At 47.9% G+C, this 25945-nt stretch carries 19 protein-coding genes and 1 pseudogene; 12 read left to right on the forward strand and 8 right to left on the reverse strand.

The window, feature by feature from the left end; genetic code table 11:
• Window positions 1–124: 124 nt before the first annotated feature.
• Both U9J37_RS03825 and U9J37_RS03830 read left to right on the forward strand, forming a co-directional pair.
• Entirely contained in the window at window positions 125–562 is a 438-nt protein-coding gene (locus tag U9J37_RS03825) for a DUF3859 domain-containing protein (RefSeq protein WP_005470788.1), read from the forward strand.
• A gap of 127 nt (window positions 563–689) precedes the next feature.
• Complete coding sequence (locus U9J37_RS03830; RefSeq protein WP_005470724.1) at window positions 690–3404, forward strand: bifunctional diguanylate cyclase/phosphodiesterase; 2715 nt, start codon at window positions 690–692, stop codon at window positions 3402–3404.
• 60 nt (window positions 3405–3464) lie between these two features.
• Here the strand turns inward: U9J37_RS03830 and U9J37_RS03835 are convergent, their stop codons facing one another.
• From U9J37_RS03835 to U9J37_RS03870, 8 genes are all read right to left on the reverse strand, one after another.
• Window positions 3465–4097, reverse strand: coding sequence for a MarC family protein (locus U9J37_RS03835; protein WP_005470829.1), 633 nt, complete (start codon window positions 4095–4097; stop codon window positions 3465–3467).
• A 78-nt stretch (window positions 4098–4175) separates the two neighbouring features.
• Complete coding sequence (locus U9J37_RS03840; RefSeq protein WP_005470640.1) at window positions 4176–5303, reverse strand: ABC transporter permease; 1128 nt, start codon at window positions 5301–5303, stop codon at window positions 4176–4178.
• Window positions 5300–6469: an ABC transporter permease gene (locus tag U9J37_RS03845; RefSeq protein ID WP_005470834.1), complete on the reverse strand. Its 1170-nt coding sequence runs from the start codon at window positions 6467–6469 to the stop codon at window positions 5300–5302. The genes U9J37_RS03840 and U9J37_RS03845 overlap by 4 nt, the downstream gene beginning before the upstream one ends.
• A 10-nt stretch (window positions 6470–6479) precedes the next feature.
• Complete coding sequence (locus U9J37_RS03850; protein WP_005470833.1) at window positions 6480–7457, reverse strand: HlyD family secretion protein; 978 nt, start codon at window positions 7455–7457, stop codon at window positions 6480–6482.
• A 9-nt stretch (window positions 7458–7466) separates the two neighbouring features.
• Entirely contained in the window at window positions 7467–8867 is a 1401-nt protein-coding gene (locus tag U9J37_RS03855) for a TolC family protein (protein ID WP_005470813.1), read from the reverse strand.
• A gap of 167 nt (window positions 8868–9034) precedes the next feature.
• Window positions 9035–10561: a tripartite tricarboxylate transporter permease gene (locus U9J37_RS03860; protein WP_005470690.1), complete on the reverse strand. Its 1527-nt coding sequence runs from the start codon at window positions 10559–10561 to the stop codon at window positions 9035–9037.
• Between the two features lie 18 nt (window positions 10562–10579).
• Window positions 10580–11098, reverse strand: a complete 519-nt coding sequence (locus U9J37_RS03865) for a tripartite tricarboxylate transporter TctB family protein (RefSeq protein WP_038192109.1) — start codon at window positions 11096–11098, stop codon at window positions 10580–10582.
• 195 nt (window positions 11099–11293) lie between these two features.
• Window positions 11294–12265, reverse strand: coding sequence for a tripartite tricarboxylate transporter substrate binding protein (locus U9J37_RS03870; RefSeq protein ID WP_005470776.1), 972 nt, complete (start codon window positions 12263–12265; stop codon window positions 11294–11296).
• Between the two features lie 357 nt (window positions 12266–12622).
• On the opposite strand from U9J37_RS03870, the gene U9J37_RS03875 reads away from it, so the two are divergent.
• The 10 genes and pseudogenes from U9J37_RS03875 to U9J37_RS03920 all read left to right on the forward strand — a co-directional run bounded on the left by U9J37_RS03875 (window position 12623) and on the right by U9J37_RS03920 (window position 25945).
• Window positions 12623–15757, forward strand: a complete 3135-nt coding sequence (locus U9J37_RS03875) for an HD domain-containing phosphohydrolase (protein WP_005470850.1) — start codon at window positions 12623–12625, stop codon at window positions 15755–15757.
• Window positions 15758–15945: 188 nt separating this feature from the next.
• A complete protein-coding gene (locus tag U9J37_RS03880; RefSeq protein ID WP_005470830.1) occupies window positions 15946–16641 on the forward strand; it encodes a GntR family transcriptional regulator in 696 nt (231 codons plus the stop codon).
• Window positions 16642–16652: 11 nt separating this feature from the next.
• Window positions 16653–17549 (forward strand): methylisocitrate lyase, encoded by an 897-nt coding sequence (gene prpB, locus U9J37_RS03885; RefSeq protein WP_005470742.1) that lies wholly within the window; start codon window positions 16653–16655, stop codon window positions 17547–17549.
• Window positions 17550–17660: 111 nt separating this feature from the next.
• Window positions 17661–18785, forward strand: coding sequence for a bifunctional 2-methylcitrate synthase/citrate synthase (gene prpC, locus U9J37_RS03890; RefSeq protein ID WP_005470692.1), 1125 nt, complete (start codon window positions 17661–17663; stop codon window positions 18783–18785).
• A gap of 71 nt (window positions 18786–18856) precedes the next feature.
• Window positions 18857–21442 carry a Fe/S-dependent 2-methylisocitrate dehydratase AcnD gene (gene acnD / locus U9J37_RS03895; protein ID WP_005470842.1) on the forward strand — a complete coding sequence of 862 codons (2586 nt, stop codon included), beginning with the start codon at window positions 18857–18859 and terminating at the stop codon, window positions 21440–21442.
• Between the two features lie 19 nt (window positions 21443–21461).
• A complete protein-coding gene (gene prpF, locus U9J37_RS03900; protein WP_005470667.1) occupies window positions 21462–22649 on the forward strand; it encodes a 2-methylaconitate cis-trans isomerase PrpF in 1188 nt (395 codons plus the stop codon).
• 48 nt (window positions 22650–22697) lie between these two features.
• Window positions 22698–24581, forward strand: coding sequence for a propionyl-CoA synthetase (locus U9J37_RS03905; protein WP_005470764.1), 1884 nt, complete (start codon window positions 22698–22700; stop codon window positions 24579–24581).
• A pseudogene (locus U9J37_RS03910) lies at window positions 24547–24726 on the forward strand (glutathione S-transferase N-terminal domain-containing protein); the annotation flags it as partial. The gene U9J37_RS03905 and the pseudogene U9J37_RS03910, both read left to right, overlap by 35 nt.
• Before the next feature lie 213 nt (window positions 24727–24939).
• Window positions 24940–25314 (forward strand): VOC family protein, encoded by a 375-nt coding sequence (locus U9J37_RS03915; protein ID WP_005470760.1) that lies wholly within the window; start codon window positions 24940–24942, stop codon window positions 25312–25314.
• A 151-nt stretch (window positions 25315–25465) separates the two neighbouring features.
• On the forward strand, window positions 25466–25945 hold the full coding sequence (locus U9J37_RS03920; RefSeq protein ID WP_005470625.1) for a GNAT family N-acetyltransferase: 480 nt from the start codon (window positions 25466–25468) through the stop codon (window positions 25943–25945).

Consider the following 25945-nt stretch of genomic DNA (forward strand, 5'->3'; position numbering starts at 1 on the left):
AGAATGAGATGTCGATAGCAAATGTGTGCCAATTTCTAATACACTTGCCGCTTGGACACTCGTTTCAGCAGCAAAAAGCGACATCTGATATTCAGAAGAACTGTCACCATAACCGGAGTCAATCATGGCAAAGCGTTCACCCATCGTAGAAATCACGTCGTACGGCATCTATCAAGATTGGGACTCAAAATCTAAACACCTTCCGAAAATACAAGAGTTTACGACCAAGGTACCCGCGCAAGAGGAGACAGAGTTTGGCTTTATCGTCAATATCAAAAAAGCCAAGGGTGCAGTGATTGAGTACTGTATTGACCACCCAGGGGTAAAAGGCAAAAAGGGGCAGGTTTTGGAGCCCTTTACTGGGGAGCTTCACATTGGCAGTAATGATTGGGACTTTTACCTTGGTGATACCATCCAGCTGTTGGACCCAATTGATGGCTATGACTCTAATATCGGTAAGTGGGCGATGAGTATTCGCTTAAAAGGTGAAGTCATTGCAAGTAAAACGTTTGAGGTGTTTGCAAAAGACGAAGGCGAATTTTGGCGCAGGCGAGGTTTTTAAATGCTGAATTTCGGCATTAAGTGAATCTGTTTCACATCTCTATCAATTAAATTAGACGCATATCAAGTCGAGCGGGCGGTTATTTCTATAATATTGATAATTACTTGTAAAATTATAACAAAATCATATGAATCGATTGCGCTTGTTTAACCTTAAGCTGGAAACCAAAACCGCTCTCTACTTTATCTTTGGTCTTCTTGGCATCACCCTCAGCTGTCTCTACATTACCCGATACTTTTTTTTGCTCAGCTTAGACAGCTTAGAAACCATGGAATCTAATCGTGCCAGTGCACAGGCGCAAAGCTTAATCACGACCATGGTTCAAGAGCTAGAGGTCCGCTCTTATGATTGGGCATACTGGGACGAGACGCATGAATTGCTGTTAGGTGCGAGCTTAAGTGACTATCGGGAAAGAAACCTTGTCCAAGAGTCCCTTGATGCGTTGAGCTTAGACCTGATGATTTTTACTGATCTGCAAGGACAAGTTATCGATTCTATCGAGCGTCGTGACGGGGACAGCGAACCCGTCACCTTACCAGCCAAAATCATGTCTGAGCCTGCAGTCTTGGAGCACATTTCCAAGATGAACAAGGTACTGGATTCATTTCGAGAAAGTTTTAGTGGCTTGCTCACCGTTGATGACCAAGTATGGATCATCACTCTGTCCCCAGTAAGAAACAGTGATGGCACGTCAGCATCCTCTGGCTGGCTGATCTGGGGCCAAAACTTAACGGCACGTTTTCCCGGCAACTACAATTCGATCTTGATTGCTGATAATAAAATTGAGTACGTTTCTGACTCCCATCAAGGCTCGTTGGTTCCAGAGATTGAGAAAACGCGGCGAACCTTAATTCAGACCGTTGATCTCGCGGGGATGTCAGGCGAACCTGCCGCACATCTCACGACGGTGGTTGAACGTGTTCACTATTTAAAGGGCAGTGTGCTTTTTAGCTATTTGTTTGTGGCTGTCGCGATTGTTGCTGTGGTTATCTCATTGGCAACGTTTTTGATTTTTCGACGCCGAGTCGCCGTTCGCTTTTCCGATCTCGAGAAAGACATTGATGAGCTGTTTTCATCCTATCAACTGGAAGGGTTAAACCAGCCAAATAAGGATGAACTCGATCGTTTAGTTAAATTGGTCAAAACCCTAGCGAGTAATACGTCCAGTGCTCAAGAGCAGCTTCTCGATACCCAACAAAAATTTGATGCCCTGTATCAAAGCCAAACCATTGCTATGGTTTTGGTGAGAGAGCGAGAGATTGTAGACATCAATCATACCGCATTGTCCCTTCTTGACTATCAACATGAAGAAGTCGTCCACCAACCGCTGGATTTGTTGTGCCCAGACAGCGATCAACCTGAATGTCAGATCGACCGTATGTATCGCATGTACTATCAGGGGCAGACTCAGTTTGAGGCGCAAATGCTCACTAAAAATGGCGATAAAATTGATTGCCATATCGAAGTGCGCTCGATTCAGTACCAAGGCAGCGATGCAGTAATGCTCTCAATAAGGGATGTTCGCGAGAACAAGCAACAAGCAAAACTTATCGAAGATTTGGTAGAAAGGGATAATCTCTCAGGGCTGTGGAACCGTAAAGCGATCATGGAGAAGGCGCGAAATTTCGTTGAGGTTGCTCCAAACCAATTTAGCTTTTTCTATGTGACGATCCCAAGCCTAATGCATGCTTCAGAAGTGTACGGACACCAAGTCTATGATGAGTCGTTAGAGGCCATTGCAAACCTATTTGGCTCTGAACTGGGTGTGTTTCCTGTTGGTCGAATCAGCTCGCACGAGTTTTTAGTGTTAATTGAAGAACGAAAAGATTGTCACAAAGCGAAACGTGGCGCGATTCGTTTTAAAGAGGCTTTATCTCGCAAGTTGCAGATCCAAGATGTCACCATGGATTTGCAGTGTCAGATCGCCATGATTGCACCCGACATTACGCATCACTCATTGGATACCTTAATCCACGCCGCTATTCATGCAATCGAACTGGATGGCAACAAAGCTCACAACGGTGACCCCATTTATGTGGGTGAACAAACGTTTAATATTGCTCAAGCCTCCGCAGCGATTCTTAGAGATTTGAAGGGCGCGATTGAGTCTCGAGAGATTCATGCAAACTACCAACCGATTGTCGAGAGTAAAACGGGAGACATTGTCGGTTTTGAAGCCTTGGCGCGTTGGCAACATAGTGCGCATGGGTTTGTGTCACCTGGTGTTTTCATTCCTTTGGCTGAGCGACATCATCACATTATCGAACTGGGTGAGAGCATCTTGGAGCAATCGTGCGAGTTTATCCAACGGGTGAATTTAATAAGGCGTCATCAAGGGAAAACACCATTAACCATTCACGTTAATCTAAGTGCCGCGCATTTTTATCATCAAGATCTTGCTCAGTTTTTGCAACGGGTCATCGAGGACTACGCCGTACAACCGGGGCAGTTGGTGATTGAGGTGACGGAAAGTATGCTGATGGGGATTGAAGAAGAAGTCATCAACCGAATGGAGATGATCAAATCTTTGGGGGTTTTGTTTGCGCTCGATGATTTTGGTACTGGGTACTCTTCTTTCACAACCTTGTGTTGCTTCCCGCTGGATATCGTTAAACTTGATAAGTCTTATATTGATCAAGTAGAAAGCAACGATAGAGCAAAAAGCTTGGTGAGAAACATTGCCAACATGGCGCAAGAACTGGGTTTAACAACCGTTGCTGAAGGGGTAGAAACCGCATCGCAAGCGAGAAAACTGAAAAACTGGAATATTGAAGAGATCCAAGGATTCTATTTTTATAAACCTATGCCAGAGGGTGAGGTTTTAGCGCTTTTGGGTGATTGAATTAGGTAACAATCAAACACGCATAAAGATAAAAACGCTTCTAATCGAAGCGTTTTTTTGTCAGTGAAGCTGAAAAAGCAGGTAGGCATCGTGCACGCCTTGAATCAGCATTTGCATGCCAATCACGGTGAGTATTAACCCCATTAATCGAGTGACGATACTAATGCCACTTTCACCTAATTTATCGACCAACTTGGGACCAAATAGGAAGCAGATAAGAGTAATGGCACATAAAATGGCAAAGGCAGCAATCGTCACAGTGATGCTAAGCATATCGCCAGACGCCGAGTAGTTCATTGCGGTGGCTATGGTGCCAGGCCCAGCGAGAATCGGCAGCGCGAGCGGCGAAATTGCGACGTCTTTATGTTCATTCTGCTCATTTTCTGAGTGTGAATGAAGCTTCGATGAGCTGCCTTGTAGCATGTGATAGCCCACCAAAAAGACTAATACGCCGCCCGCCAAACGGAGTGCAGGTAACGTGATGCCAAACAACTCGAAGATCCCTTTACCCAGTAAGCAAAATGCTGAGACGATGAAAAACGCGGTGACCAGTGCCTTGATGGCCGTCGCTCTGCGTTCGGTTGGTGTTTGCTCTCCTGTCACACCAACAAATACCGCTGTATTGGCTATCGGATTCATCATGGCGAAAAAACCCATAAAAACGGTGACCGCGGTCGTAGTGATGTCATGCATTGCGCCGTTATCCTAAAACTGAGTGATGGTTTGCACGGTAACATGGTTTATAGCCATGCTCTACTATCTAACTTGAGCTTATCGTCTGACTCTCTTTAACGAGAGCCAAGCCACTCCAAACCAGCCAATAGATTGAAGCCATAAAAGGGTGTACTCCCATCGTATATCTGCCCAATTACCACCCATCTGAGTTAGCGTTAAGAAACTCTTAATGGCGGCTGTACTCGGAAACAGTTGCGATGCCCAAACAATGGGCTGCGGAATTGACTCTACAGGCCAAATAAACCCAGCACTAAAGATGAGCGGCATGGAGCTAATCAACACGACTAAGGTGACCAACTCACGACGTGGTGTAACCGCGCCAAGCCAAAGGCCGATCGCGCAAGAGGCCAGTAAAAATGGCAGCAGCAAACTGAGTAATTCGCCTACTTGGGCAAGTTGGTTGACGCCGTGCATTGAAAAGCTCGCACCGAAGTAATACATGCTGAGCAGGTAATAAATAACGGTTAGAACCGTGACTCGAACAAGCATCAGCTTGCCGACCGAAGCTCGGCTCCAGTAACCACGACCTTGCTTTTGGGTACCAACCATCAATCCAGACGCCATCGCCATCGTTTGCTGGAGAATCAACACAAACACCGCCGGTACCACATAGTCCACGTAACCCATACGCGGGTTAAACGTTGGCTTAAGGTTAAGCTTCGTGGCGGCGTAGTGGTTTTCTGCCTGAGACAACGGCTCGCCATCAAGCACTAACTTTGCGACTTTGGTCTGCGCAGCCAACGTTCCGCCCGCTTGTGCCAGCCCTTCGACAATCGTGCCGTAGACCAAAAAGTAAGATGCGTCGCCTGCATAAGAAAGGGTTGGGCTTTTACCCAGTAGTAGCTCTTTGTAGAAGTGCTCAGGAATGACGAGAATACCGCTGACTTCGCCGTTCAAGAAGGCTTGGTGGGCAGCGGCAATGGTGTGATCTCTTCGAACAACCTGCACTTGAGGCGTTGCGTCTACCATGCGTTCAAGCTTGAAGCTGGTTTGGCTCATGTCGAGATTAACGACGCTTATCTTTTGTTCCCTCGGAGTTTGGTGGCTGTAGGGCAACGGATAGAGGAATGAGTAGAAAATCACGCCGCCGAATACCGTCAGCAGGACAACAGGGTTTTGGAACAAGGCTTTGAGCTCTGCTTTGAAAAGTAGGGGAAGTTTCACGCATGCTCCTTATTATTCATTGCCTGACGTTGTAGCTCGGTAGCCAAGTGTTTTTGGATTAATGCAACGCAGAGCAAAATCACTGCGCCATACCCCAACATCGGAATGAGATGTTGCAATGACGCTACCCAACTCTGTCCATAACTTACTTGGCTAACTTGCACCTCAATGTAATGACTGATTGGTAACAGCCCTCGCCAAAACTGAGCAAGTGAACTCATGTCGCTGACCGGAAAGGTGATGCCCATAAATGCAAAGCTTGGCGCGGTGAACGCCCCAGCAAAGCTCATCGCTCGGGCAGGGTCGAGGGTCAAAAAGAAAAACGCGCTGCCCATGATCATACACGCGACAATGGTAAACGCTTGCGCAATCAGCAGAATCACCAAACTGCCGTGCATTGGCCATTTAAAGCCTAAATAGAACCAACATAAAAAGGCAAAGCCTTGCAACGCAAAGACAAGAAAGTAGGGGGCTAGCGTTGAAACCAAGTCAACAAGGGGGTGCTGACCAAGCCAAGGCAGCAAGCCTCTATCTCGATGGTTGGCGGCGAGGACGAGAATGGTGCTGACCACAATGACAATTTGCCATAGTGCAGGCACCACCGCAGAAACCAAAAATTGCGCATAGTTGGAGTTTTTATTAAACAGTGGCGTAATTTGAGTTCTTACTGGAACGGCTTTGCCCATCGCGGAGAGCATTGCTGTATCGCCCTTGACCAAACCAAACCCCGTGCTGACTTCGGCGTTAAACGTACCTTGAGCTTGAAGAAACGCAGAATTAATCAGCTTACCCACTAATATCATCTGGCTGTTGTAGAACACGCTCACTTGCGGCGCGAGTTGCTTGAGCGTATTTTGCTCAAACTGAGTCGGGATGATCGCATACCCATAGATATCTCCCACAGTAAGCGCCTGTTTCGCCTCTTCAACACTGGCAAAATGATGCGTCACCTTCATTGCGGAGGTAGCATCGTAATACCTGACGAGCTTTTGAGAGAGCGAACCGTTGTCAAAGTTAACAACACCAATGGGTAAGTCCCTCGCAATCCCTTGCGAGAAAATCGCCCATATGGTTACCGCCAACACAATAGGGATCCAAGTTAAGCTAGATAAAAGCCATCGGTCGCGAAGAACAACGGACAATTGTGAAACCTTAGACGTAGTCATGGCGAAGGTCTTAATTCAGTTCAACGACGAGGCTCATACCCATTCGTAGACCTTGCTCTGGCTCTACTGGGTGAGCTTCTACTTCAAAGGTGCGCAGATCAAAACCTTGAGACGCATCGGTCGAGCGCCACGTCGCAAAGTCACCCATAACGGCAACGTGCGTCACTTTGAACTCAATCGATTTGTCGAGCGCTGGCAGATAGGCATTGAAGGTATCGCCTTTGTTAAAGTGTTTGAGCCAATCTTCACGCACGTTCAATACCGCCCATGAATCGTCACTATCGATAACCGTGACCACAGGGAAGCCTTGTGGGGCGAGCTCACCACTTTGCAATAATACCTGTGACACTTCGCCATCAAACCAGCTTTCAATCGCGGTATCTTTTGCGTAGGCTTCGACTTCTGCGACAGCTCCCGCTGCCATGCGCGCTTTTTCTGCTGCTGCGACTTTGGTTTCACTACGAACGCCTTCTTTCGCCATTTGGTACATTTGGAATGCTGCGCTTTCAGTGTATTTTGCTGCGTCCCATTGCGTTTTGGCTTCATCACGTTTTTGCTCTGCAACCACTCCATCGCTGTAGAGGTTATTTACGCGCAGGTAGGTTTTCTCCATCAACGCAGCTGCGGCTTTTGCTTTCAGCCATTGATCTTTTGCCGCTTGAATTTGTTGGGTGCGTGCGCCTTTTTCCGCTTCAAGCGCGAGGGCACCTGCGGCTTTTTCACCCGCTTTAGCTTGCTCAAGTTTGGCGGCAATTTCTGGGCTATGTAGAGTAAAAATTAGGTCGCCTTTTTCGACTTTATCTCCTTTGCGAACCAGAACTTGATCAATACGCCCTGGCACTTTAGAAGAAATGCTGTACTGCTGAGACTCGATTTGTCCCTGCAAACGCACAGGTTTTGGTTGGTACGCTTGGTAAAAGCTGTACCCAACCCAAGATGCTAGGGCTAACGCTGCTGCTGTCAGTACCAATGGTTTTGCTTTTTTCATCTTGGATCCTTAAAAATTTGAAACTGGGGTAGAGGTTTGTTGATATTGGCCAAAAGCGCTCATCTCATTTGAAAGGGCGAGCAATTTAGACAGAGAGAGTAAGTAGTTAAAACTCGCTGCGGCTTTTTGGGTTTGTACGCTTGCAAGATAGAGCTGCGCGTCAACCACGTCTGTTGAGGTGGATAACCCTTGCGAGAATGCTTTGTCACGCAGCTTGAGGTTTTCTTTCGCTAGCTCAATGCTCGACTCTAGACCTTGTACTTCTTCTTGAGCTTGCTGTGCTTCTAAATAGGTTTTCTGCACCAAAACAGAGAGGTCTTGTTTGGCCTGAGCTTTGAGGAATTTCACTTGAGCGACAGCGCTCTTCGCCGCTTGAACGTGATCATTTCTGCCGTGGGAATCAATCAGTGGAATGTTGACGCCGATGCCCACTAGCCAATCTGGTTTCATTTGGCTTGCGAGAGAGTCATCCTCATACAAGCTGTAATCACCGTACAAATAGACTTCAGGGTAGTACTTGCCTTTCTCTGCCTTAATCAAGCTATCTGCTTGTTTCTGCTTGGCATCAAGCAAGTCCAATCCGGGATACGTGTCTAAGGTACGTTCAACAAACGCATTTAACGGTGGCAAAGAGGTGTTAATAAACAATGAGTCTGAGGGTTCAACTGCCGCCGTTTGATTGAGGATTTGAGTCAATGCGGCTTGGACGATATCTAACGACTTTTGCGCCTTTTTCCGTTCTATGATCGCCTTGTCTAGCGCAGATTCGGCTTGAAGTCGCTCTACACGCGCAATCTGACCTTGTTGTTCGAGCTTCAATGCGTTGTCACGGTGCTTGGTTAACCCTTGCTCAACCAGTTTGCGAGTGTTGAGAACATCTTGAGCGAGCAACACTGAAAAATAGTACTTACTCAGGTCTTCAAAACGCGCTTGGGTTTCCATTGCTAGCTCACTTTGCGCTTGCTCTTTCTTACCTTCGGCGGCCGATTGCGCGGCGTTAATGCGGCCACCAGTAAAAATCGGCCATACCGCTCGGATTGAGGAGCTGAAAATATCGCGCTCTGTGATGGTGGATGTGATGCCACCAACGCCAGCAAGTAGCGGATTTAGAGGCCCTAGGTTGGGTAGCGGTTGACCTGTACTCTCGAACAGTTGTTCACCTGATACGGTTACGTCGGTATCAAGGCGAGTATAGTTGGCTCCAAGGGTCACAGAAGGAAGATTCAAACTGTCTGTTGCGTTTTGTAAGTGTTCGTAGCGATCCACGTTAGAGCGCTGGGCGGCGAGTGAGTTGTTCTCTTGCTGTAAAACTTGCCATGCTTGTTCAAAACTGATGGCAGCAGCATTCGAGACCGCAGAATAAGAAAGGCCAAGGCAACCAATAATGAGCGCTAACGGACGCAACGACATAGTAAATCTACTCTTGCTGTTAAAAATTAGAGTTTATACTCTAGATGAAAATGGGGCAATGAGTTTAGGGTAGCAGAGAGAAGTGATTCGAAGATAAGAAGTGCGCCAAGAATTGGCGTATAAAAAAGGGACACCGAAGTGTCCCTAAAGGGTTAAATGGCCAATGTTTATTGCTCAACCTTTTTTGGTGAGGCTTTTAGTTTTTGGAACAGCTTGACAAAAATTGGGCTAAACAGCACGAGCACAGCAAGTACAGTGAAGGTCATAGTGATTGGGCGCTCCCATAAGAAGCTCAGTTCACCGTCGCTAATCATCAATGCTCTACGCAAGTTTTCTTCCATCAAGCCGCCAAGAATAAAGCCGAGAAGCAGCGGGGCGAGTGGGAAGTTTGCCAACCTAAGTGCAATCGCAGCCATCGCAATCAACAACATGATAAACACATCCATGGTGTTGAAGGATACAAGGTAAACGCCAGTGATAGAGAAGAACAAAATCATTGGTAGTAATACCGTTCTTGGCACGGCGAGAAGCTTAGAAATGTAAGGGATCAACGGCAAGTTCAGAATGACCAGTACGATGTTGCCAAAGTACATAGAGATGATCACTGACCAGAAGACATCTGGGTGCTCAACAAACAGGCGTGGACCTGGCTGAATGCCGTAAGCGATCAAAGCGCCAAGCATGATAGCTGTGGTACCAGAGCCCGGGATACCCAGCGTAAGCAGAGGAACGAACGAACCACTCGACGCTGCGTTGTTTGCCGATTCTGGCGCAACCAAACCACGGATGCTGCCTTTACCAAATTCAGCTTTTTTCTCTTTCGGCGCGAGGTTGCGCTCCATACCATAGCTTAGGAAAGCCGCGATGGTTGCGCCTGCACCCGGAAGTACACCGGTGAAGAAACCCAAGATCGATGAGCGAATCGAAACGGGCGCGACATCTTTGATCTCTTCTTTGGTGACTTTCATGCTACCAATGTTGCTGAGCTTACTTTGCTCGTCATCACGTGTGTCTTGCTCTGGCTTTAAGATACCCATTAAGGTTTCGCCCAGTGCGAATGTTGCCATGGCAAGCAGCAAGAAGCTAAAGCCATCCATTAAGTCTGTTAAACCAAAAGTGAAGCGCTCAACGCCAACGCCTTTGTCGATACCGACCGTTGACAGCATCAAGCCAAGGACTGTCATCATCCATGCTTTAATCACTTGACCAGGGCCTGCAAACGCTGCCACGGCAGACAGACCTAGCAACATCAGCGCGAAGTAGTCTGACGATTGGAAGCTCAGCGAAACGCTAGCCAATGCTGGTGCAGCGACCAACAGCATGATGGCAGAAAGCGTGCCACCTGTAAAAGAAGAGTAGGCCGCCAAAGCGAGGGCTTTTCCTGCTTGGCCTTTTTGCGCCATTGGATAGCCGTCAAACGCGGTAACCACGGTTGAAGAACAGCCCGGAGCGTTGATCAAAATTGATGATGTTGAACCACCAAAAACGGCGCCGTAGTAAACACCAGCCATCAAGATAAGACCAGACGAAGGGTCTAAGCCGTAGGTGATCGGGATCATCAGCGCAATCGCTGAGATAGGGCCCAGTCCGGGAAGCATTCCGATAAAGGTACCCACGAAACATCCAACGATCACCATCATGATGTTCATTGGCATAACTGCGGTCGAAAGACCTTGTAAGATTCCATCTAACATTACGATTTCCCTATTAAATTACGACCACATAGTGAAAATAACGCCCGGCTCTAGGTAGATGTCTAGGCCTTGGGTAAGCAGTAGATAAAACGCCATCACAAACGGGAATGATGCCCCGAATAGAATCTTTTTACGTCGCTCACCGAGTAGATAAAAGCCAGCAAGCAAGAAGACGCTCGTCGCGATAACGAAGCCTAAATAGGTTAGCCCAACGCCGTAAAACGCCATCAAGACCAGAAAACCGATCAGCAATTTCCAGTTAAAGTCCATCACCGCGCCGCTTTGCTTGTCTGGTTGCCCTGTCACAAGCAGCATTAAAGACAACCCAATGCCCGCGAAAGTCAGGAGTGTTGGAAGTGTCCTTGCGGTAAAGGGTTCGTACTCATCTCCGGGAAAGAGGGGGATTTGTGTGGTTTGATAGCCGTAACAAAGGCAGACGAGAAGAAATATCATCGCACCAACACGATCACGGCAGAGAAGGTTTTCTTTGCTAAAGAAATTTCCGTTGTTGAAAGAGTTCGTTGGCAAATCCGACATATCCAATTCCATTTGTATTTAGGGAAGAAAAAAGCCGTACATAAGAGCTAATGAGCATGGTTTCATTAACAAATTAAGCGTCATTGCTGCTAGTCAACTCGGCCTAAATGTTTACAACAACTATAAACAAGGAGATTGAAAGTATTCTTATGTACGGCGAAGAGGGTCAGGGCAGCGTTGCGCCGCCCTACAGGATTACTTCAAGAAACCAAGCTCGCGCATTAGGTCACCCATTTGCTTCTCTTGATCTTCAAGGAAGGCATAGAAGTCTTTGTCCGCTTTGTAGTTGTCGATCCAACCGTTACGGTCACGAACGACTTTCCATTGGTCGGTTTTGTACATCTTAGTCAGTGCGGCATTCCACTCGTCGATCTTCGCTTGTGAGGTGCCCGGAGCGGCGAAGAAGCCACGCCAGTTCGCAAATACCGTTTCATTGCCATATTCGGTTAGTGTTGGAATGTTTGGTGCTGCGTCTAGACGTTTTGGTGCCGTCACTGCTAGTACTTTGACTTGGCCTGATTTTGACATTTCTAATACTTCACCAAGGCCAGTAGACAGTAGCTGAGTCTCACCAGAAAGTAGCGCCGCCATTGCTTTACCGCCTGCGTCGTAGGCGATGTAGCGAACTTTCTTCGCGTCAAACCCTTCGCCTTTGAATGCCGCTGCAACGACTAGGTGATCCATACTGCCTCGAGCTGAGCCACCTGCGATTTTTACTTTACGCGGGTTGGACTCAAAGTCTTTCACCACGTCTTCCCAAGTGTTGTACTTAGAATCTGCGGAAGCGACGATCGCACCATAGTCAGCGATGGTTGCTGCAACAGGTGTTAAATCACGGAATGATTGTGGGAAAATCCCCGTTAGCGAGCGTACGACGATTGGTGTTGAGTTCACCATGAGTGTGTCTTCTTGACGCTCTGCTGTCTCGATGAGGTGAGCAATCGCTTTACCGCCGCCGCCGCCCGATAGGTTTTGGAATGAGACGTTTTCAACGATGTCTGATTTGACCAGAACATCACCTGTGCCACGTGCGGTCATATCCCAACCACCACCAGCACCACCAGGAATCAAAAAGTGGATTTTTTCTACATCTGCTGCAAAAGCGTTGAATGAAAAAGACGCAGCGATGATCGAAGCCGCTAGGGTTGGTTTTAGTACCTTAAACATGATTCACGTTCCTTATGTCGTGTGCGCTTCTCTTTGGAAGCGCACTTATCGTTATCAAGAATCTATCAACAAGGGAGGGAGACTTGTTAATAGATGGGTTTAAGGTTAATGGAGTGTTAAAACTCTGTCTGCAATGCGTTGATAAAAACAATAAAGGTCATTTAGGCGGTTTTGTTCATAAAGTTCACGCGAGAAAAGAGGGAGAAATCAATTTGCGAAAAATGGCACTTTTTCTTTAAAGATGAGTGAGCTAGCACTAAAAGTTCGCATGTAGCGAATGAAAATAAAAAGAAAGTTATATGCAACTTCTACACTAATAGTGCTAGGTGACAACAACACAGTTTCGATTAGGAAGCCATGGAGGGTTCGCAGTTGGTCGGCTTAACACAAAAAAAGAAGAAGTTCTCGATACGATTTACGGTCGGAACCTTGTTTATCATCGCGACGATTGCGACGTCGCTGTTTGCGATTGCGCTTCAGTACATGTTTACCAAACAGATGTCTGAAGAGCATGTGCTTAATAAACTTGTCATGGCAACGAGCGATGTGAGTGAATACATTCAGCAGGTTGACCAGAATGCGAAAAGTAGTGCGCGAATCTTGAGCAGCGTGTCCAATACGCTCAACCACACCTTCAGTGAACAAGAAATCCGTACCTTATTGGTGCAAGTGCTTAAAGATAATCCACTGTTCTACAGCATCTATTTTGGCAACGAACAAGATGACTTTTACCAAATCATCAATTTAGAGTCATCGCCTATTGTCCGGCAACGTATTGAAGCGGCACCACAAGATCGTTGGGTAGTGATTAAGATATCAGGGCAAGAGCAAAACCGAGTTCGCCAGACGTTGTATTTCTCGGATGCGTTTACGTTGACTCAAGAGCGCACAGAAACGAGCAATTATTTCCCCACACGACGCCCTTGGTATGTGGGAGCCAGTGTTGAGCAAGTTTTTAAGACCGAGCCCTATCTCTTCAAGCATCTAAAGATTACCGGGCAGACCTACTCGATCCGTGCAAAGCAGTCAGTCATCGGCATCGATATTGTCTTGTCATCCATCAGTTCCAAATTGACACCTGCGGCATTAGGCTTACCGGAAGAATCAGGTGTTGAAGCGTATGTATTCCATCAGTCGGGTGAAGTGATTGCGTCCAATCGAGTTATCCAGGCAAGCAAAACGTCAGTCGACACTTCACGGATTATACTCAGTGAACAGGAACAAGCCCTTATTGATGCGACGCCCGCGTTGCTTACCTCCAATCAGCTTGACTGGCGGCCTTACGACTACGCGAAAGCAGGTGAGCCACAAGGTTACGCCATCGATTTGTTGCAATTAATGGCTGCCAAACTAGGTATCACTTTAGAGTTTGTGAATGGGTTTGATAGCCAGTCATTGCTGAATAAGTTAGAGAGCGACGAGCTGGATATTGTCCACTCATTGACAGACCTTTCTGCCGGCGCCTATCAATTGAAACTGTTTGAGACGCCATTAGCGATGGCGACGTGCTCCGAGCAGTTGCCGAGTAAACCGGAGCGGGTGTTTGGTGTGTTGGCAGGTCATGATTTTTCTAAGCAGTTGAGACGAGTAGTCCCGGATGCCAACATCATTCAATTTGAAGAGAGTCAAGATGCTCGGCAAGCGCTAGTCAGTGGTGAAATTACAGTTTTGGTCGATGCGCAGCAAGCACTCGAGCAACTGCAAAAAACAACCTCTTTACCGATCCATTTGCATCCATTTTTTGACGATACTCAGATACCGTTTTACCTTGCCGTTAGCGCGCCACATCGTCAGCTTATTCCGTTGTTTTCCAAAGCGCTCCAGAGCATTACGCCCGCTGAATACGCACAGTTGACCAACAAATGGTATCAGCAAGTTCGTGATAATCGTGTTCCCCATCATGAGTTGTTTGAATTGAGCCAATCAAGTTCGAAACAAAACAGGATTCAAAAACGTGAACTCGATGGAGAGCAAGCATTTTTGTACGTCAGCGCGCTCAACGGACAAGCGGGCGAGCAATCTGAGTACTTAGCCGTGGTTGTGCCTCAAGCATTAGTGATGGCCGAAGTCTATCAGCGACTATATACAACGGTTGGCGTGACCATGCTCGTGATGGCGGCACTACTGCCAGTATCCTGGATATTTGGTTCACCAATAGTGAATCCTATTCGTCAACTCACTCAGCAAACGAAAAAGATAAAACAGCGGGACTTTGATCATGTCGAGCTGATCGACTCGCAGATTAAAGAAGTTTGGCATCTATCAAAGTCCATTCAAGAGATGGCAAATGAAATCAAACAGCGTGAACAGCAGCAACAAGCGTTTGTGGACGCCTTTATTCAGTTAATTGCGCAGGCGATAGATGACAAATCTCCTTACACCGCAGGGCACTGTAATCGTGTGCCTGAACTGGGCATGATGCTGGCAAACGCTGCTGAAGAGGCCTCGTCTGGCAAGTTTAAAACCTTCCGCTTTGAAAACGATAATCAGCGCCGAGAGTTTAAGATTGCAGCGTGGCTACACGACTGTGGAAAGATCACTACTCCCGAGCATATTGTCGACAAAGGGACCAAACTGGAAGCGAATTACAATCGAATTCATGAAGTCCGAATGCGCTTTGAAGTGCTCTGGCGCGATGCGGAAATCTCTTTTTTGCAGAGCCAATTAGCGCAATCTATGGACAAGGATGAAGCGCTCGAGCAACTGCGTGACACCAAGCGTCAGCTGCAAGAAGATTTCGAATTTGTGGCGGCGGCGAATGTAGGAGGTGAGTTTATGAGTGAAGAAAAAGTGCTGCGCATCAAGCAGATAGCCACGCAAACTTGGCAGCGGCACTTTGATGATCGGCTGGGCTTGTCACCGTTTGAAGAATTAAATCGGACCGAGAGTCAAACTCGCCTTCCTGTTACAGAGAATTTACTCAGTGATCGACCTGAGCACGTCATCAAACGCATCAGACCATTGGTGTTTGACCCGAGCTTCGGCATCAATGTCGATATTCCTGAGCATCAATACAATTTAGGAGAGATTTATAACTTGTCCATAAGCCGTGGCACGTTAACCGCTGAAGATAGGTTCAAAATTAACGAACACATGATCAGTGGCATTAAGATGCTCGAAGCGCTGCCTTTCCCTGCGGAGCTTAGCAAGGTACCGCGTTATGCTTCTACTCACCATGAAACCCTTAAAGGAACAGGCTATCCGCGTAAGCTATCGGCAGAGGACCTCTCTATTCCTGAACGCATTCTGGTGATTGCCGATATATTTGAAGCCTTAACTGCCGCTGATAGACCATATAAGAAAGCTAAGCCCGTCAGTGTCGCCGTCGATATCTTGCACAAAATGGCACTTGATGAACACGTCGATATGGACTTGTTTAAACTGTTTCTTGAAAGCGGCGTGTATCGAGACTATGCCGAACAATTCCTACCTGAAGCGCAAATAGACGAAGTAGACATCAGCAAGTACTTTACGGAGCAAAAAGTTGCGTAGGAAGCAGACTGACCGATCGAACCTTGGGCTATTTACAAGGCTCACCTTGAACTGGATAGCGGAAGTTGGCTAAGACCTTAGTCTAAATTGTCGACAATCTGCTTGATTGTCGACAATCTTATAGTCTATTTTATATTCAAGTTAAGAAATTGTTGACACATTGCTAAAGTGTCTCGTCGAGTTTGAGTATGAATGTAGAGCTAAAACCACACCACAAATCGGTCACGGGTGATAAAGAAAACACCAAGTCTGAATCGCTTACCGAATCCTTGGTTGAGGCGATTGTTAATGGTGACATCGAGCCCGGAAGTAAGATCTCAGAGCCAGAGCTGGCAAAGCGTTACCAAGTGAGTCGTGGGCCGCTTCGAGAAGCCATTATGCGTTTGGAAGGACTCGGGCTGATCGAGCGAATTCCCCACGTAGGGGCGCGTGTGATCACCTTGTCGCCAGAGAAATTGATTGAGCTGTACGCTGTTCGAGAAGCACTTGAAGGCATGGCGGCTCGATTGGCGGCTCGTTATATCTCTCAAGAAGAACTGCTCAGTTTAGAAACCTTATTGTCGACACATTCCCGACATATTGAAGAAGTCGAGGGATCGTCATATTTCCACCAGCATGGCGACTTTGATTTCCACTATCGAATCATTAAAGCCAGTCGAAACAGCAAGCTTATCGGTTTGCTATGCAATGAGCTTTATCACTTGCTGAGAATGTATCGTTACCAATCGCCAAGAGCTCAATCAAGACCGGTTGAGGCACTAAACGAACACAAATTTATTCTTCAAGCGATACGCAATCGCGATGAGGAGCTCGCTGATATGTTAATGCGTCGCCATATTTCGGGCAGTCGCAAGTTAATTGAACAACAAATACTAACGGACTAGAGGATAACGTCATGAGTTTATCTCCGGGGGCGAAGTTTAGACTCGCTGTAGAGCAAAATGATCCACTGCAAATTGTTGGCACCATCAACCCTTACTGCGCCATGATGGCAAAGAACCTAGGTCATCAAGCGATCTATCTTTCTGGTGGTGGTATTGCCAATGCGTCTTACGGTTTGCCGGATCTCGGCATCACAACGCTAAACGATGTGCTGGTTGATGTAGACCGAATCACCAATGCGTGTGATTTACCGTTACTTGTCGACATCGACACCGGTTTTGGCGGCGCATTCAATATTGCTCGTACCATTAAAGCGATGGAAAAAGCAGGCGCTGCAGCGGTGCATATGGAAGATCAAGTGGCGCAAAAGCGCTGCGGTCACAGGCCCAATAAAGCCATTGTTAGCCAACAAGAGATGGTGGATCGAGTCAAAGCAGCGGTTGATGCACGTAATGATGAAAGCTTTGTGATTATGGCGCGAACCGATGCACTAGCAGTAGAAGGGATGGACAGTGCCATTGAGCGAGCCATCGCGTGTGTTGAAGCGGGCGCCGACATGATTTTCCCAGAAGCAATGATCGAACTTGAACAATATCAGCAGTTCGCGACGGCCTTGTCTGAAGCAACGGGCAAGCATGTGCCTATCTTGGCGAACATCACTGAATTTGGTCAAACGCCACTTTACGGCGGAGAAGAGCTGGCGAAATCCAATGTTGATATGGTGCTTTACCCACTGAGTGCATTCCGAGCGATGAACAAAGCGGCGGAGATGGTCTACAAGCATTTGCTCGAGGTGGGTAACCAAGAAGCCTTACTTGATTCGATGCAAACAAGAAAAGAGCTATACCAACACCTTAACTACCATGATTACGAAGATAAGCTCGACCAGCTTTTCTCCGAAGGAAAATAATCCCAAACGGAAGTCCAAGAAAACGCTAATAACTTAATCCAACAACGTGAAACGCCTGATAAAAATCACCCCATCCAAGAGGGTAAGCTCAGGCAGAAAAGGAGTTCTATCATGCCTAATGAACTAGGTGGAGCAGGCCTGCGTGGCCAAAGCGCTGGAAGCACAGCTTTATGTACTGTCGGAAAAACGGGGACAGGTTTAACCTACCGAGGTTATGACATTACCGATCTGGCTAACAACGCCCAGTTTGAAGAAGTAGCGCATTTACTGTTGCGTGGCCACTTACCGAATCAACAAGAGCTTGATGCCTACAAGACTCGTTTGCTCAGCTTAAGAGGGCTACCCCAAGCGCTGAAAGATGCATTGGAGCTGATTCCGGCGCAAGCACACCCAATGGATGTGATGCGAACAGGGTGTTCTGTGCTGGGTAATTTGGAGCAAGAGCAAGACTTCTCGCAACAACTTGATGCCACAGAACGCATGCTAGCGTTATTTCCAGCGATCATCTGTTACTGGTACCGCTTTAGCCACGACGGTGTTCGCATCGATACCGAAGATCAATCGCAAGACTGCCTAGGTGGTTACTTCTTGAAAATGCTCACGGACAAAGCGCCGAGCGAGCTACATAAACAGGTCATGCACTGCTCGCTGATCTTATACGCAGAGCATGAGTTTAATGCGTCAACATTCGCCGCTCGCGTATGTGCCTCGACCTTGTCTGATATCCACTCATGTGTGACGGGGGCCATTGGGACTTTGCGCGGTCCTCTTCACGGCGGCGCCAATGAAGCTGCAATGGAAATGATTGAAAACTGGATGACGCCAGAAGAGGCGGAAGCCAATATCATGAAGATGCTTGCCAACAAAGATAAGATCATGGGTTTTGGTCATGCGATTTACCGCGAAAGCGACCCGCGCAATGCATTGATCAAACGTTGGTCAAAAGAGTTGTCTCAAGCGGTGGGCGATACTCACCTTTACGCAGTTTCAGAGCGGGTGGAATCAGTGATGAAGCGCGAAAAGGGATTATTCTGTAATGCGGATTTCTTCCACGCATCGGCGTATCACTTTATGGATATTCCAACCAAGTTGTTTACGCCAATTTTTGTCATGAGTCGACTGACCGGATGGGCTGCGCACGTCTATGAGCAACGTGCCAACAACCGAATTATCCGCCCAAGTGCCGATTACACAGGTCCAGATCATCAAGATTGGGTGCCAATCGACCAGCGTTAAAGACAGATGCGACCTCTCTTATCCAAGAGTCGATAAGAGAGGCGCCGCCCACATTGCATTGGAAGCATCACATGACTATAAACACACAATACCGAAAGCCGCTTGAAGGTACGCTGCTCGATTATTTTGATGCGCGCGAAGCGGTAAATGATATTTCCCCAGGTGCTTACGACACCTTGCCATACACTTCCCGAGTGCTTGCTGAGCAATTGGTTCGTCGCTGTGCCCCTGAGTCACTGACAGATAGCCTTAAACAACTCATTGAGCGAAAGCGTGACCTTGATTTTCCTTGGTACCCAGCGCGAGTCGTGTGCCACGATATTTTAGGTCAAACCGCGTTGGTGGATTTGGCTGGTCTGCGCGATGCGATTGCAGAGCAGGGCGGAGACCCATCTAAAGTGAACCCTGTGGTCGAGACGCAGCTGATCGTCGATCATTCACTCGCTGTTGAGCATGCTGGCTTTGAACCGGACGCGTTCGAGAAAAACCGCGCGATAGAAGAAAGACGCAACGAAGACCGTTTTCACTTTATTGAGTGGTGTAAAACCGCGTTTGAAAATGTCAGCGTGATACCAGCTGGTAACGGCATCATGCACCAAATCAACTTGGAGAAAATGTCGCCCGTCGTTCAAGCCAAACAGGGCATTGCTTATCCAGACACTTGTGTCGGTACAGATAGCCACACCCCTCATGTTGATGCGCTCGGCGTCATCGCTATCGGTGTTGGTGGACTAGAAGCGGAAACCGTCATGCTTGGTCGCCCGTCGATGATGAGGCTGCCGGATATTGTCGGAGTTCATTTAACTGGAAAGCGCCAGCCGGGCATCACCGCGACAGACATTGTCTTGGCGATTACTGAGCACCTACGCCAAGAGCGAGTGGTTTCCTCTTACTTGGAATTTTATGGCGAGGGCGCTCGAGACCTGACTATTGGAGACCGCGCGACTATTTCCAATATGACACCGGAATATGGTGCGACGGCGGGTATGTTCTACATTGATGAGCAAACCATCAACTACTTAAAACTCACTGGGCGAGATGAACAGCAAGTCGCGCTTGTTGAGCAATACGCCAAACAGACTGGTTTGTGGGCCGATGATTTAGAAAGTGCTCGGTATGAACGCGTGCTTGAGTTTGACCTATCGTCAGTCACCCGCAACATGGCTGGGCCATCTAATCCTCATCGTCGCTTACCAACGTCAGAGCTACAAGCACGTGGGATTTCTGGTGAGTGGCAAGAAAAACAAGGCGAACTGCCAGATGGTGCGGTGATCATCGCGGCCATTACCTCATGCACCAACACCAGTAACCCACGCAATGTTGTGGCGGCGGGCTTAGTGGCGAAAAAAGCCAATGAGCTTGGTTTGGTTCGTAAACCTTGGGTCAAATCATCGTTTGCCCCAGGTTCAAAAGTCGCCAGGTTGTATCTTGAAGAGGCTGGCTTGTTGCCAGAACTCGAGAAGCTAGGCTTCGGTATTGTTGCTTACGCTTGTACAACCTGTAACGGTATGAGCGGCGCGTTAGACCCGAAAATTCAACAAGAAATCATCGACAGAGATCTGTACTCGACTGCGGTTCTTTCGGGCAACCGTAACTTTGATGGTCGAATCCACCCTTACGCCAAACAAGCGTTTTTAGCTTCTCCGCCTTTAGTGGTGGCCTACGCGTTGGCAGGCACGATTCGATTTGATATTGAGCGCGATGCGCTTGGGCATGATGCTACTGGCAAGCTCATCTATCTCAATGACCTCTGGCCAAGTGACGAAGAGATCGATGCGGTGGTTGGTAAGCACGTTAAGCCTGAACAGTTCAAGCAAGTCTATATTCAGATGTTTAAGCTAGACGAAAGTGAACGCAGTCAAAGCCCGCTTTACGATTGGCGTCCAAAGAGTACGTACATTCGCCGTCCACCTTATTGGGAAGGCGCGCTTGCGGGTGAGCGCTCCTTATCTGGAATGCGACCATTAGCGGTATTAGGCGACAACATCACTACCGATCACCTTTCTCCGTCAAACGCGATCTTAGCCAGTAGCGCAGCGGGTGAGTACCTAGCAAGTATGGGCGTCCCTGAAGAAGATTTTAACTCGTACGCGACGCATCGCGGCGATCACTTAACGGCGCAGCGCGCAACGTTTGCTAACCCGAAACTGTTCAATGAGATGGTGAAACAGGACGGTGAAGTGGTGCAAGGCTCTCTTGCTCGAGTCGAGCCGGAAGGCGAAGTGACCCGAATGTGGGAAGCGATCGAAACTTACATGAACCGCAAACAGCCACTGATCGTTGTTGCTGGAGCGGATTATGGACAAGGTTCATCGCGCGACTGGGCAGCCAAAGGCGTCAGACTCGCAGGGGTTGAAGCGATCGTTGCCGAAGGGTTTGAACGTATCCACCGAACCAATTTGGTTGGCATGGGGGTGCTACCGCTGCAATTTAAATCGGGCGTCAACCGTAAAACGCTTGAACTAGATGGCAGCGAAACTTACGACGTGTTAGGTGATATCCAACCCGGTACCGATTTAGCGTTGGTAATTACTCGCGCAAACGGCGAGCGTGTCGATGTGCCAGTGACATGCCGTTTGGACACGGCAGATGAAGTCTCTGTGTATCAGGCTGGTGGTGTTTTACAGCGTTTTGCTCAAGACTTTTTAGCTCAGTAACGGTTTGGGAGGCGACGAAATGAATAGATCGACACCAAGCCAAATCAAAGTGCCAGCAACCTACATGCGTGGCGGCACGAGCAAAGGCGTCTTTTTCAACTTGGCTGACCTGCCGATTGAGGCTCAACAGCCCGGAAAACAGAGAGACGATCTGTTGCTGCGCGTGATAGGCAGCCCAGACCCTTATGCGAAGCAGATTGATGGCATGGGCGGGGCAACTTCAAGCACCAGTAAAACGGTGATCGTCAGCAAGAGTGCAACGCCAGACCATGATGTGGATTACCTGTTCGGACAGGTTTCGATTGATAAGCCATTTGTCGATTGGAGTGGCAATTGCGGAAATCTGTCTGCTGCTGTCGGACCATTTGCCATTCATGCGGGGCTTATTGAATCTGAGCGACTGCCAGACAATGGCATTGCTGAGATCCGTATTTGGCAGGTAAACATCCAAAAAACCATTATTGCTCATGTGCCAATTGTGAATGGGTTGGTTCAAGAAACGGGTGACTTCGAACTTGATGGCGTGACTTTTCCCGCAGCGGAAATTCAGGTGGACTTTGTCAAACCTGCGGACGGCGAGGGCAGTATGTTTCCAACTGGCCATATCACCGATGAATTTGATGTCCCGGGGATTGGGACATTCAATGCTACGTTTATAAGCGCTGGTATCCCGACCATTTTTATTGATGCAGAAGCCCTTGGTTACAGCGGAACCGAGCTTCAAGATGATATCAACAATGACGTCGATGCCTTGGCTAAGTTTGAAACTATTCGAGCTCATGGCGCGTTAAAAATGGGCTTGATTGGTACGCTCGAAGAAGCTGAAAGTCGCCAACATACCCCTAAAATTGCGTTTGTTTCACCGCCAAAAACCTATCTAGCGTCTAGCGGCAGTCAAGTGAACAAAAGTGAGGTAGACGTGTTGGTTCGTGCTCTTTCTATGGGCAAGCTACATCACGCGATGATGGGAACGGCCGCCGTTGCGATTGCATCCGCTGCCTGCGTTCCTGGTACGGTAGTCAACCTTGCTGCCGGGGGCGGAGAAAAGCAGTGTGTGACATTTGGACATCCTTCGGGGACGTTGAAGGTAGGGGCGGCTGCGACACAAACTGAGTCAGGTTGGGTGGTCGACAAAGCCATAATGAGTCGAAGTGCTCGTATTATCATGGAGGGCTTTGTGCGTGTTCCCTCCACTATTTTTGAATAATTCACTTGCTGTAAAAGTGCAATGTCAGGACATACTGGAGGAAGCAATATGTCTGCATATCAACAACAATATCAATGGGCGCAAAACGAGCCGGAACAGTTTTGGCAAGCTCAAGCTCAACACATCGACTGGTTTGAGAAGCCGAGCACCATCTTAAACACCGATGAAAATGGTATCGAGCGCTGGTTCCCAGATGGCTTGCTCAATACCTGCTGGTTGGCTCTGGACTACCATTGTGAGCAAGGACGGGGCGACAATACCGCGTTAATCTATGATTCACCGGTTACTGGTCAGAAGATTCGATACAGCTACCATGAAATGCGCGATCAAGTGGCGAAAATAGCCGGCATGTTGGCAGCGCAAGGTGTCGAAAAAGGCGATCGCGTGGTTATCTATATGCCAATGATTCCTGAAGCGGCGATGGCGATGTTGGCTTGCGCGCGATTGGGCGCGATTCACTCTGTTGTCTTTGGCGGGTTTGCCCCTAATGAGCTGGCGGTACGTATCGAAGACGCAGAGCCTAAAGTCATCATGACGGCCTCTTGCGGTATCGAAGTCAATAAAGTGATCCCCTATAAGCCAATGGTGGATAAAGCGATTATGGACAGCCGCTGGAAACCAGAACATGTGTTTGTCCTTCAGCGTCCTCAACTGCAAGCTGAGCTAGGAAGTGAGCGCGACATTGACTGGCAGCAAGCCTATCAAAATGCGCTGCCTCATGCCTGTGTACCAGTGCTTTCGACAGACCCTCTTTACATTCTCTATACCTCTGGCACCACGGGTAAACCGAAAGGTGTTGTTCGAGACAATGGCGGCCATGCGGTTGCAATGAAATATTCGATGAGTGCTATCTACAACATGCCGCAAAATGGCGTGTTCTGGGCAGCATCGGATGTCGGTTGGGTTGTTGGTCACTCATATATTGTTTATGCGCCGTTGATTCATGGCTGCACTACCATTTTATTTGAGGGCAAACCGGTAAGAACGCCTGATCCAGGCGCGTTCTGGCGAGTGTGTGAAGAATACAACGTGGACGTGCTCTTTTCTGCGCCGACGGCTTTTCGTGCGATTAAGAAAGAAGATCCAGAGGGTAAGTTCCTTGAGCAGTATGATCTAGCGGCACTTAAAACCATCTTTATGGCAGGCGAACGACTCGATCCACCAACCTTAGAGTGGGTAGAGTCCAAGTCGCACAAGCCGGTTGTTGATCACTGGTGGCAAACCGAGACAGGTTGGGCTATCGCAGGAAATCCAACAGGGATTGAATCTATGCCTGTCAAAGCAGGTTCGGCAACCAAACCCATTCCTGGATACCAAGTGGAAATTCTCAATGAGTTAGGTGAAGCTTGCGCGCCGAACCAACAAGGCTTTGTGGCTCTTAAACGCCCATTACCACCAAGTTGCTTGCCGACAGTGTGGCGTAACCACGACCGATTTGAATCAGGTTATCTAAGCCAGTTCCCGGGTTATTACGTGTCAGGTGACGGTGGTTATCTTGATGATGATGGTTATCTGTTCATTATGGGGCGGATTGATGATGTGATTAATGTCGCTGGCCATCGTCTGTCAACCGGAGAGATGGAAGAGATTGTTGGTGGCCACCCTGCGATTGCTGAGTGTGCGGTTGTTGGCGTTCACGATGAGCTAAAAGGGCAGCTTCCACTTGGGTTTGTGGTCTTGAAAGATGGCGTGAAAGTGGACGATCTTCAGCTTGAGGGAGAGCTTGTTGGAAAAGTGCGTGACGAGATCGGCGCGGTAGCCTGTTTCAAACATGCACTTGTAGTCGAACGGTTACCCAAAACACGCTCGGGTAAAATTCTGCGTCGTACCATTCGCCAAATTGCAGATGGAGAGCAATACACGGTTCCTTCAACAATCGATGATCCAACCAGCTTGGATGAAATATCTAAAGCGCTGCACAGTGAATCATAGTCATATAACCATATACAGCGCCCGTGGCTCCAATAGCTCGCAACGAGTGGAGTGGGCGCTGAACTATAAAAATATTCAATATCAACGAGTGGAAGTTCTCTCTGAAGAGCTCACTTCATCCTACCTTGAGATTAATCCATTCGGTATATATGAGATAGATTTCTACACTGAACACTTGCAATACCTCGTTCTCACTCATCGATCGCTGATTCTGAACCACTTTAGACGTTTGTAGGCAAGTGCGAGGAAGATTTGAATCGCAACATTGCCATCCAAGAGTTGGAACATGGTCAAAAATAGGCATCATGGCGATTGAGCAGTTTGCATACAAAATAGGTCATTAGGAAGGGCAGTAGAAATGATATTGAATCATATTTCATTGGGTACTAATCACGTAGAGCGTGCGATTACGTTTTATGATTCGATACTCAAAACCTTGGGTGTGCATCGAGCACATACGATTGAAGGTGTGGCCGCAGCTTACGGAGAACAGTTTGAGTTCTGGATCGGTACACCTTGTGATAGTCAACAAGCAACACATGGCTGCGGTACTCATGTTGCGTTCAATGCGCCAAGTCGAGAGTCGGTCGACGCTTTCTATCAAAGCGCCATCGAGCTCGGTGCGCAGTGTCAGGGAAAGCCAGGGTTAAGACCGGAATATGGCGACACCTATTATGCGGCTTACGTAAAAGATTTGGATGGCAACAAGATTGAGGCGGTACATTTCTCATAATCCGGCGGAGATTTATTAAATCCAAGTCGAGCGTCATAAACGAGAATAGACTCCGATTTCAACCGTGCCCTCTCGCATCAGAGGGCATTTTTGTTGATAATTTTCTGATAAATGCTCACACTGTCACTTTATTCGCTTCTCAAAAATATCTATGCAACGCCTATCAATAAGAGCTGCCAATCAAAACGACCTCGAACAACTCAACGAGCTTATGTATCTGCTTCATGATGAGCATCATCAGCAATCTCCCGAGTTTTTCAAAACTGCAGACGATATTGAGCAAGAAAAGAGCATTGCGCGTTACCTTGATAATCCAGAATGCCTTGTGTTTGTCGCTGTTCAGGAGGCGAACATCGTTGGATTTATCACAGGTCACTTTTGTGAATTGGTATCAACAGTCAGCAAGCCCGTTCAAATGGGCAGTATTGATGAGCTGTATGTTGTGCAGCCGCACCGTCAAAATGGCGTTGCACGGGCGCTGTGCCAAACCATTGAGAAGCGATTTGAGGAGTATGGGGTGAGAGAGATGTTTGTAGAGGTCTGGGATTTCAATCGCCCTGCGAACAGACTTTACCAAGAACTGGGTTTTGTAAACCACATCAATTGGCTTCGAAAACCCTTAGGAAGATAA

The organism is Vibrio sp. 16 (assembly GCF_963681195.1).
Taxonomy (GTDB): domain Bacteria; phylum Pseudomonadota; class Gammaproteobacteria; order Enterobacterales; family Vibrionaceae; genus Vibrio; species Vibrio sinaloensis_D.

Coding starts and splice junctions, on each gene's coding strand:
- U9J37_RS03825 (WP_005470788.1), top strand. CDS start 125: ATGGCAAAGCGTTCACCCATCGTAGAAATCACGTCGTACGGCATCTAT.
- U9J37_RS03880 (WP_005470830.1), top strand. CDS start 15,946: ATGAATGTAGAGCTAAAACCACACCACAAATCGGTCACGGGTGATAAA.
- U9J37_RS03835 (WP_005470829.1), bottom strand. CDS start 4,097: ATGCATGACATCACTACGACCGCGGTCACCGTTTTTATGGGTTTTTTC.
- acnD (WP_005470842.1), top strand. CDS start 18,857: ATGACTATAAACACACAATACCGAAAGCCGCTTGAAGGTACGCTGCTC.
- prpC (WP_005470692.1), top strand. CDS start 17,661: ATGCCTAATGAACTAGGTGGAGCAGGCCTGCGTGGCCAAAGCGCTGGA.
- prpF (WP_005470667.1), top strand. CDS start 21,462: ATGAATAGATCGACACCAAGCCAAATCAAAGTGCCAGCAACCTACATG.
- U9J37_RS03860 (WP_005470690.1), bottom strand. CDS start 10,561: ATGTTAGATGGAATCTTACAAGGTCTTTCGACCGCAGTTATGCCAATG.
- U9J37_RS03875 (WP_005470850.1), top strand. CDS start 12,623: ATGGAGGGTTCGCAGTTGGTCGGCTTAACACAAAAAAAGAAGAAGTTC.
- U9J37_RS03905 (WP_005470764.1), top strand. CDS start 22,698: ATGTCTGCATATCAACAACAATATCAATGGGCGCAAAACGAGCCGGAA.
- U9J37_RS03920 (WP_005470625.1), top strand. CDS start 25,466: ATGCAACGCCTATCAATAAGAGCTGCCAATCAAAACGACCTCGAACAA.
- prpB (WP_005470742.1), top strand. CDS start 16,653: ATGAGTTTATCTCCGGGGGCGAAGTTTAGACTCGCTGTAGAGCAAAAT.
- U9J37_RS03850 (WP_005470833.1), bottom strand. CDS start 7,457: ATGAAAAAAGCAAAACCATTGGTACTGACAGCAGCAGCGTTAGCCCTA.
- U9J37_RS03845 (WP_005470834.1), bottom strand. CDS start 6,469: ATGACTACGTCTAAGGTTTCACAATTGTCCGTTGTTCTTCGCGACCGA.
- U9J37_RS03865 (WP_038192109.1), bottom strand. CDS start 11,098: ATGTCGGATTTGCCAACGAACTCTTTCAACAACGGAAATTTCTTTAGC.
- U9J37_RS03830 (WP_005470724.1), top strand. CDS start 690: ATGAATCGATTGCGCTTGTTTAACCTTAAGCTGGAAACCAAAACCGCT.
- U9J37_RS03915 (WP_005470760.1), top strand. CDS start 24,940: ATGATATTGAATCATATTTCATTGGGTACTAATCACGTAGAGCGTGCG.
- U9J37_RS03855 (WP_005470813.1), bottom strand. CDS start 8,867: ATGTCGTTGCGTCCGTTAGCGCTCATTATTGGTTGCCTTGGCCTTTCT.
- U9J37_RS03870 (WP_005470776.1), bottom strand. CDS start 12,265: ATGTTTAAGGTACTAAAACCAACCCTAGCGGCTTCGATCATCGCTGCG.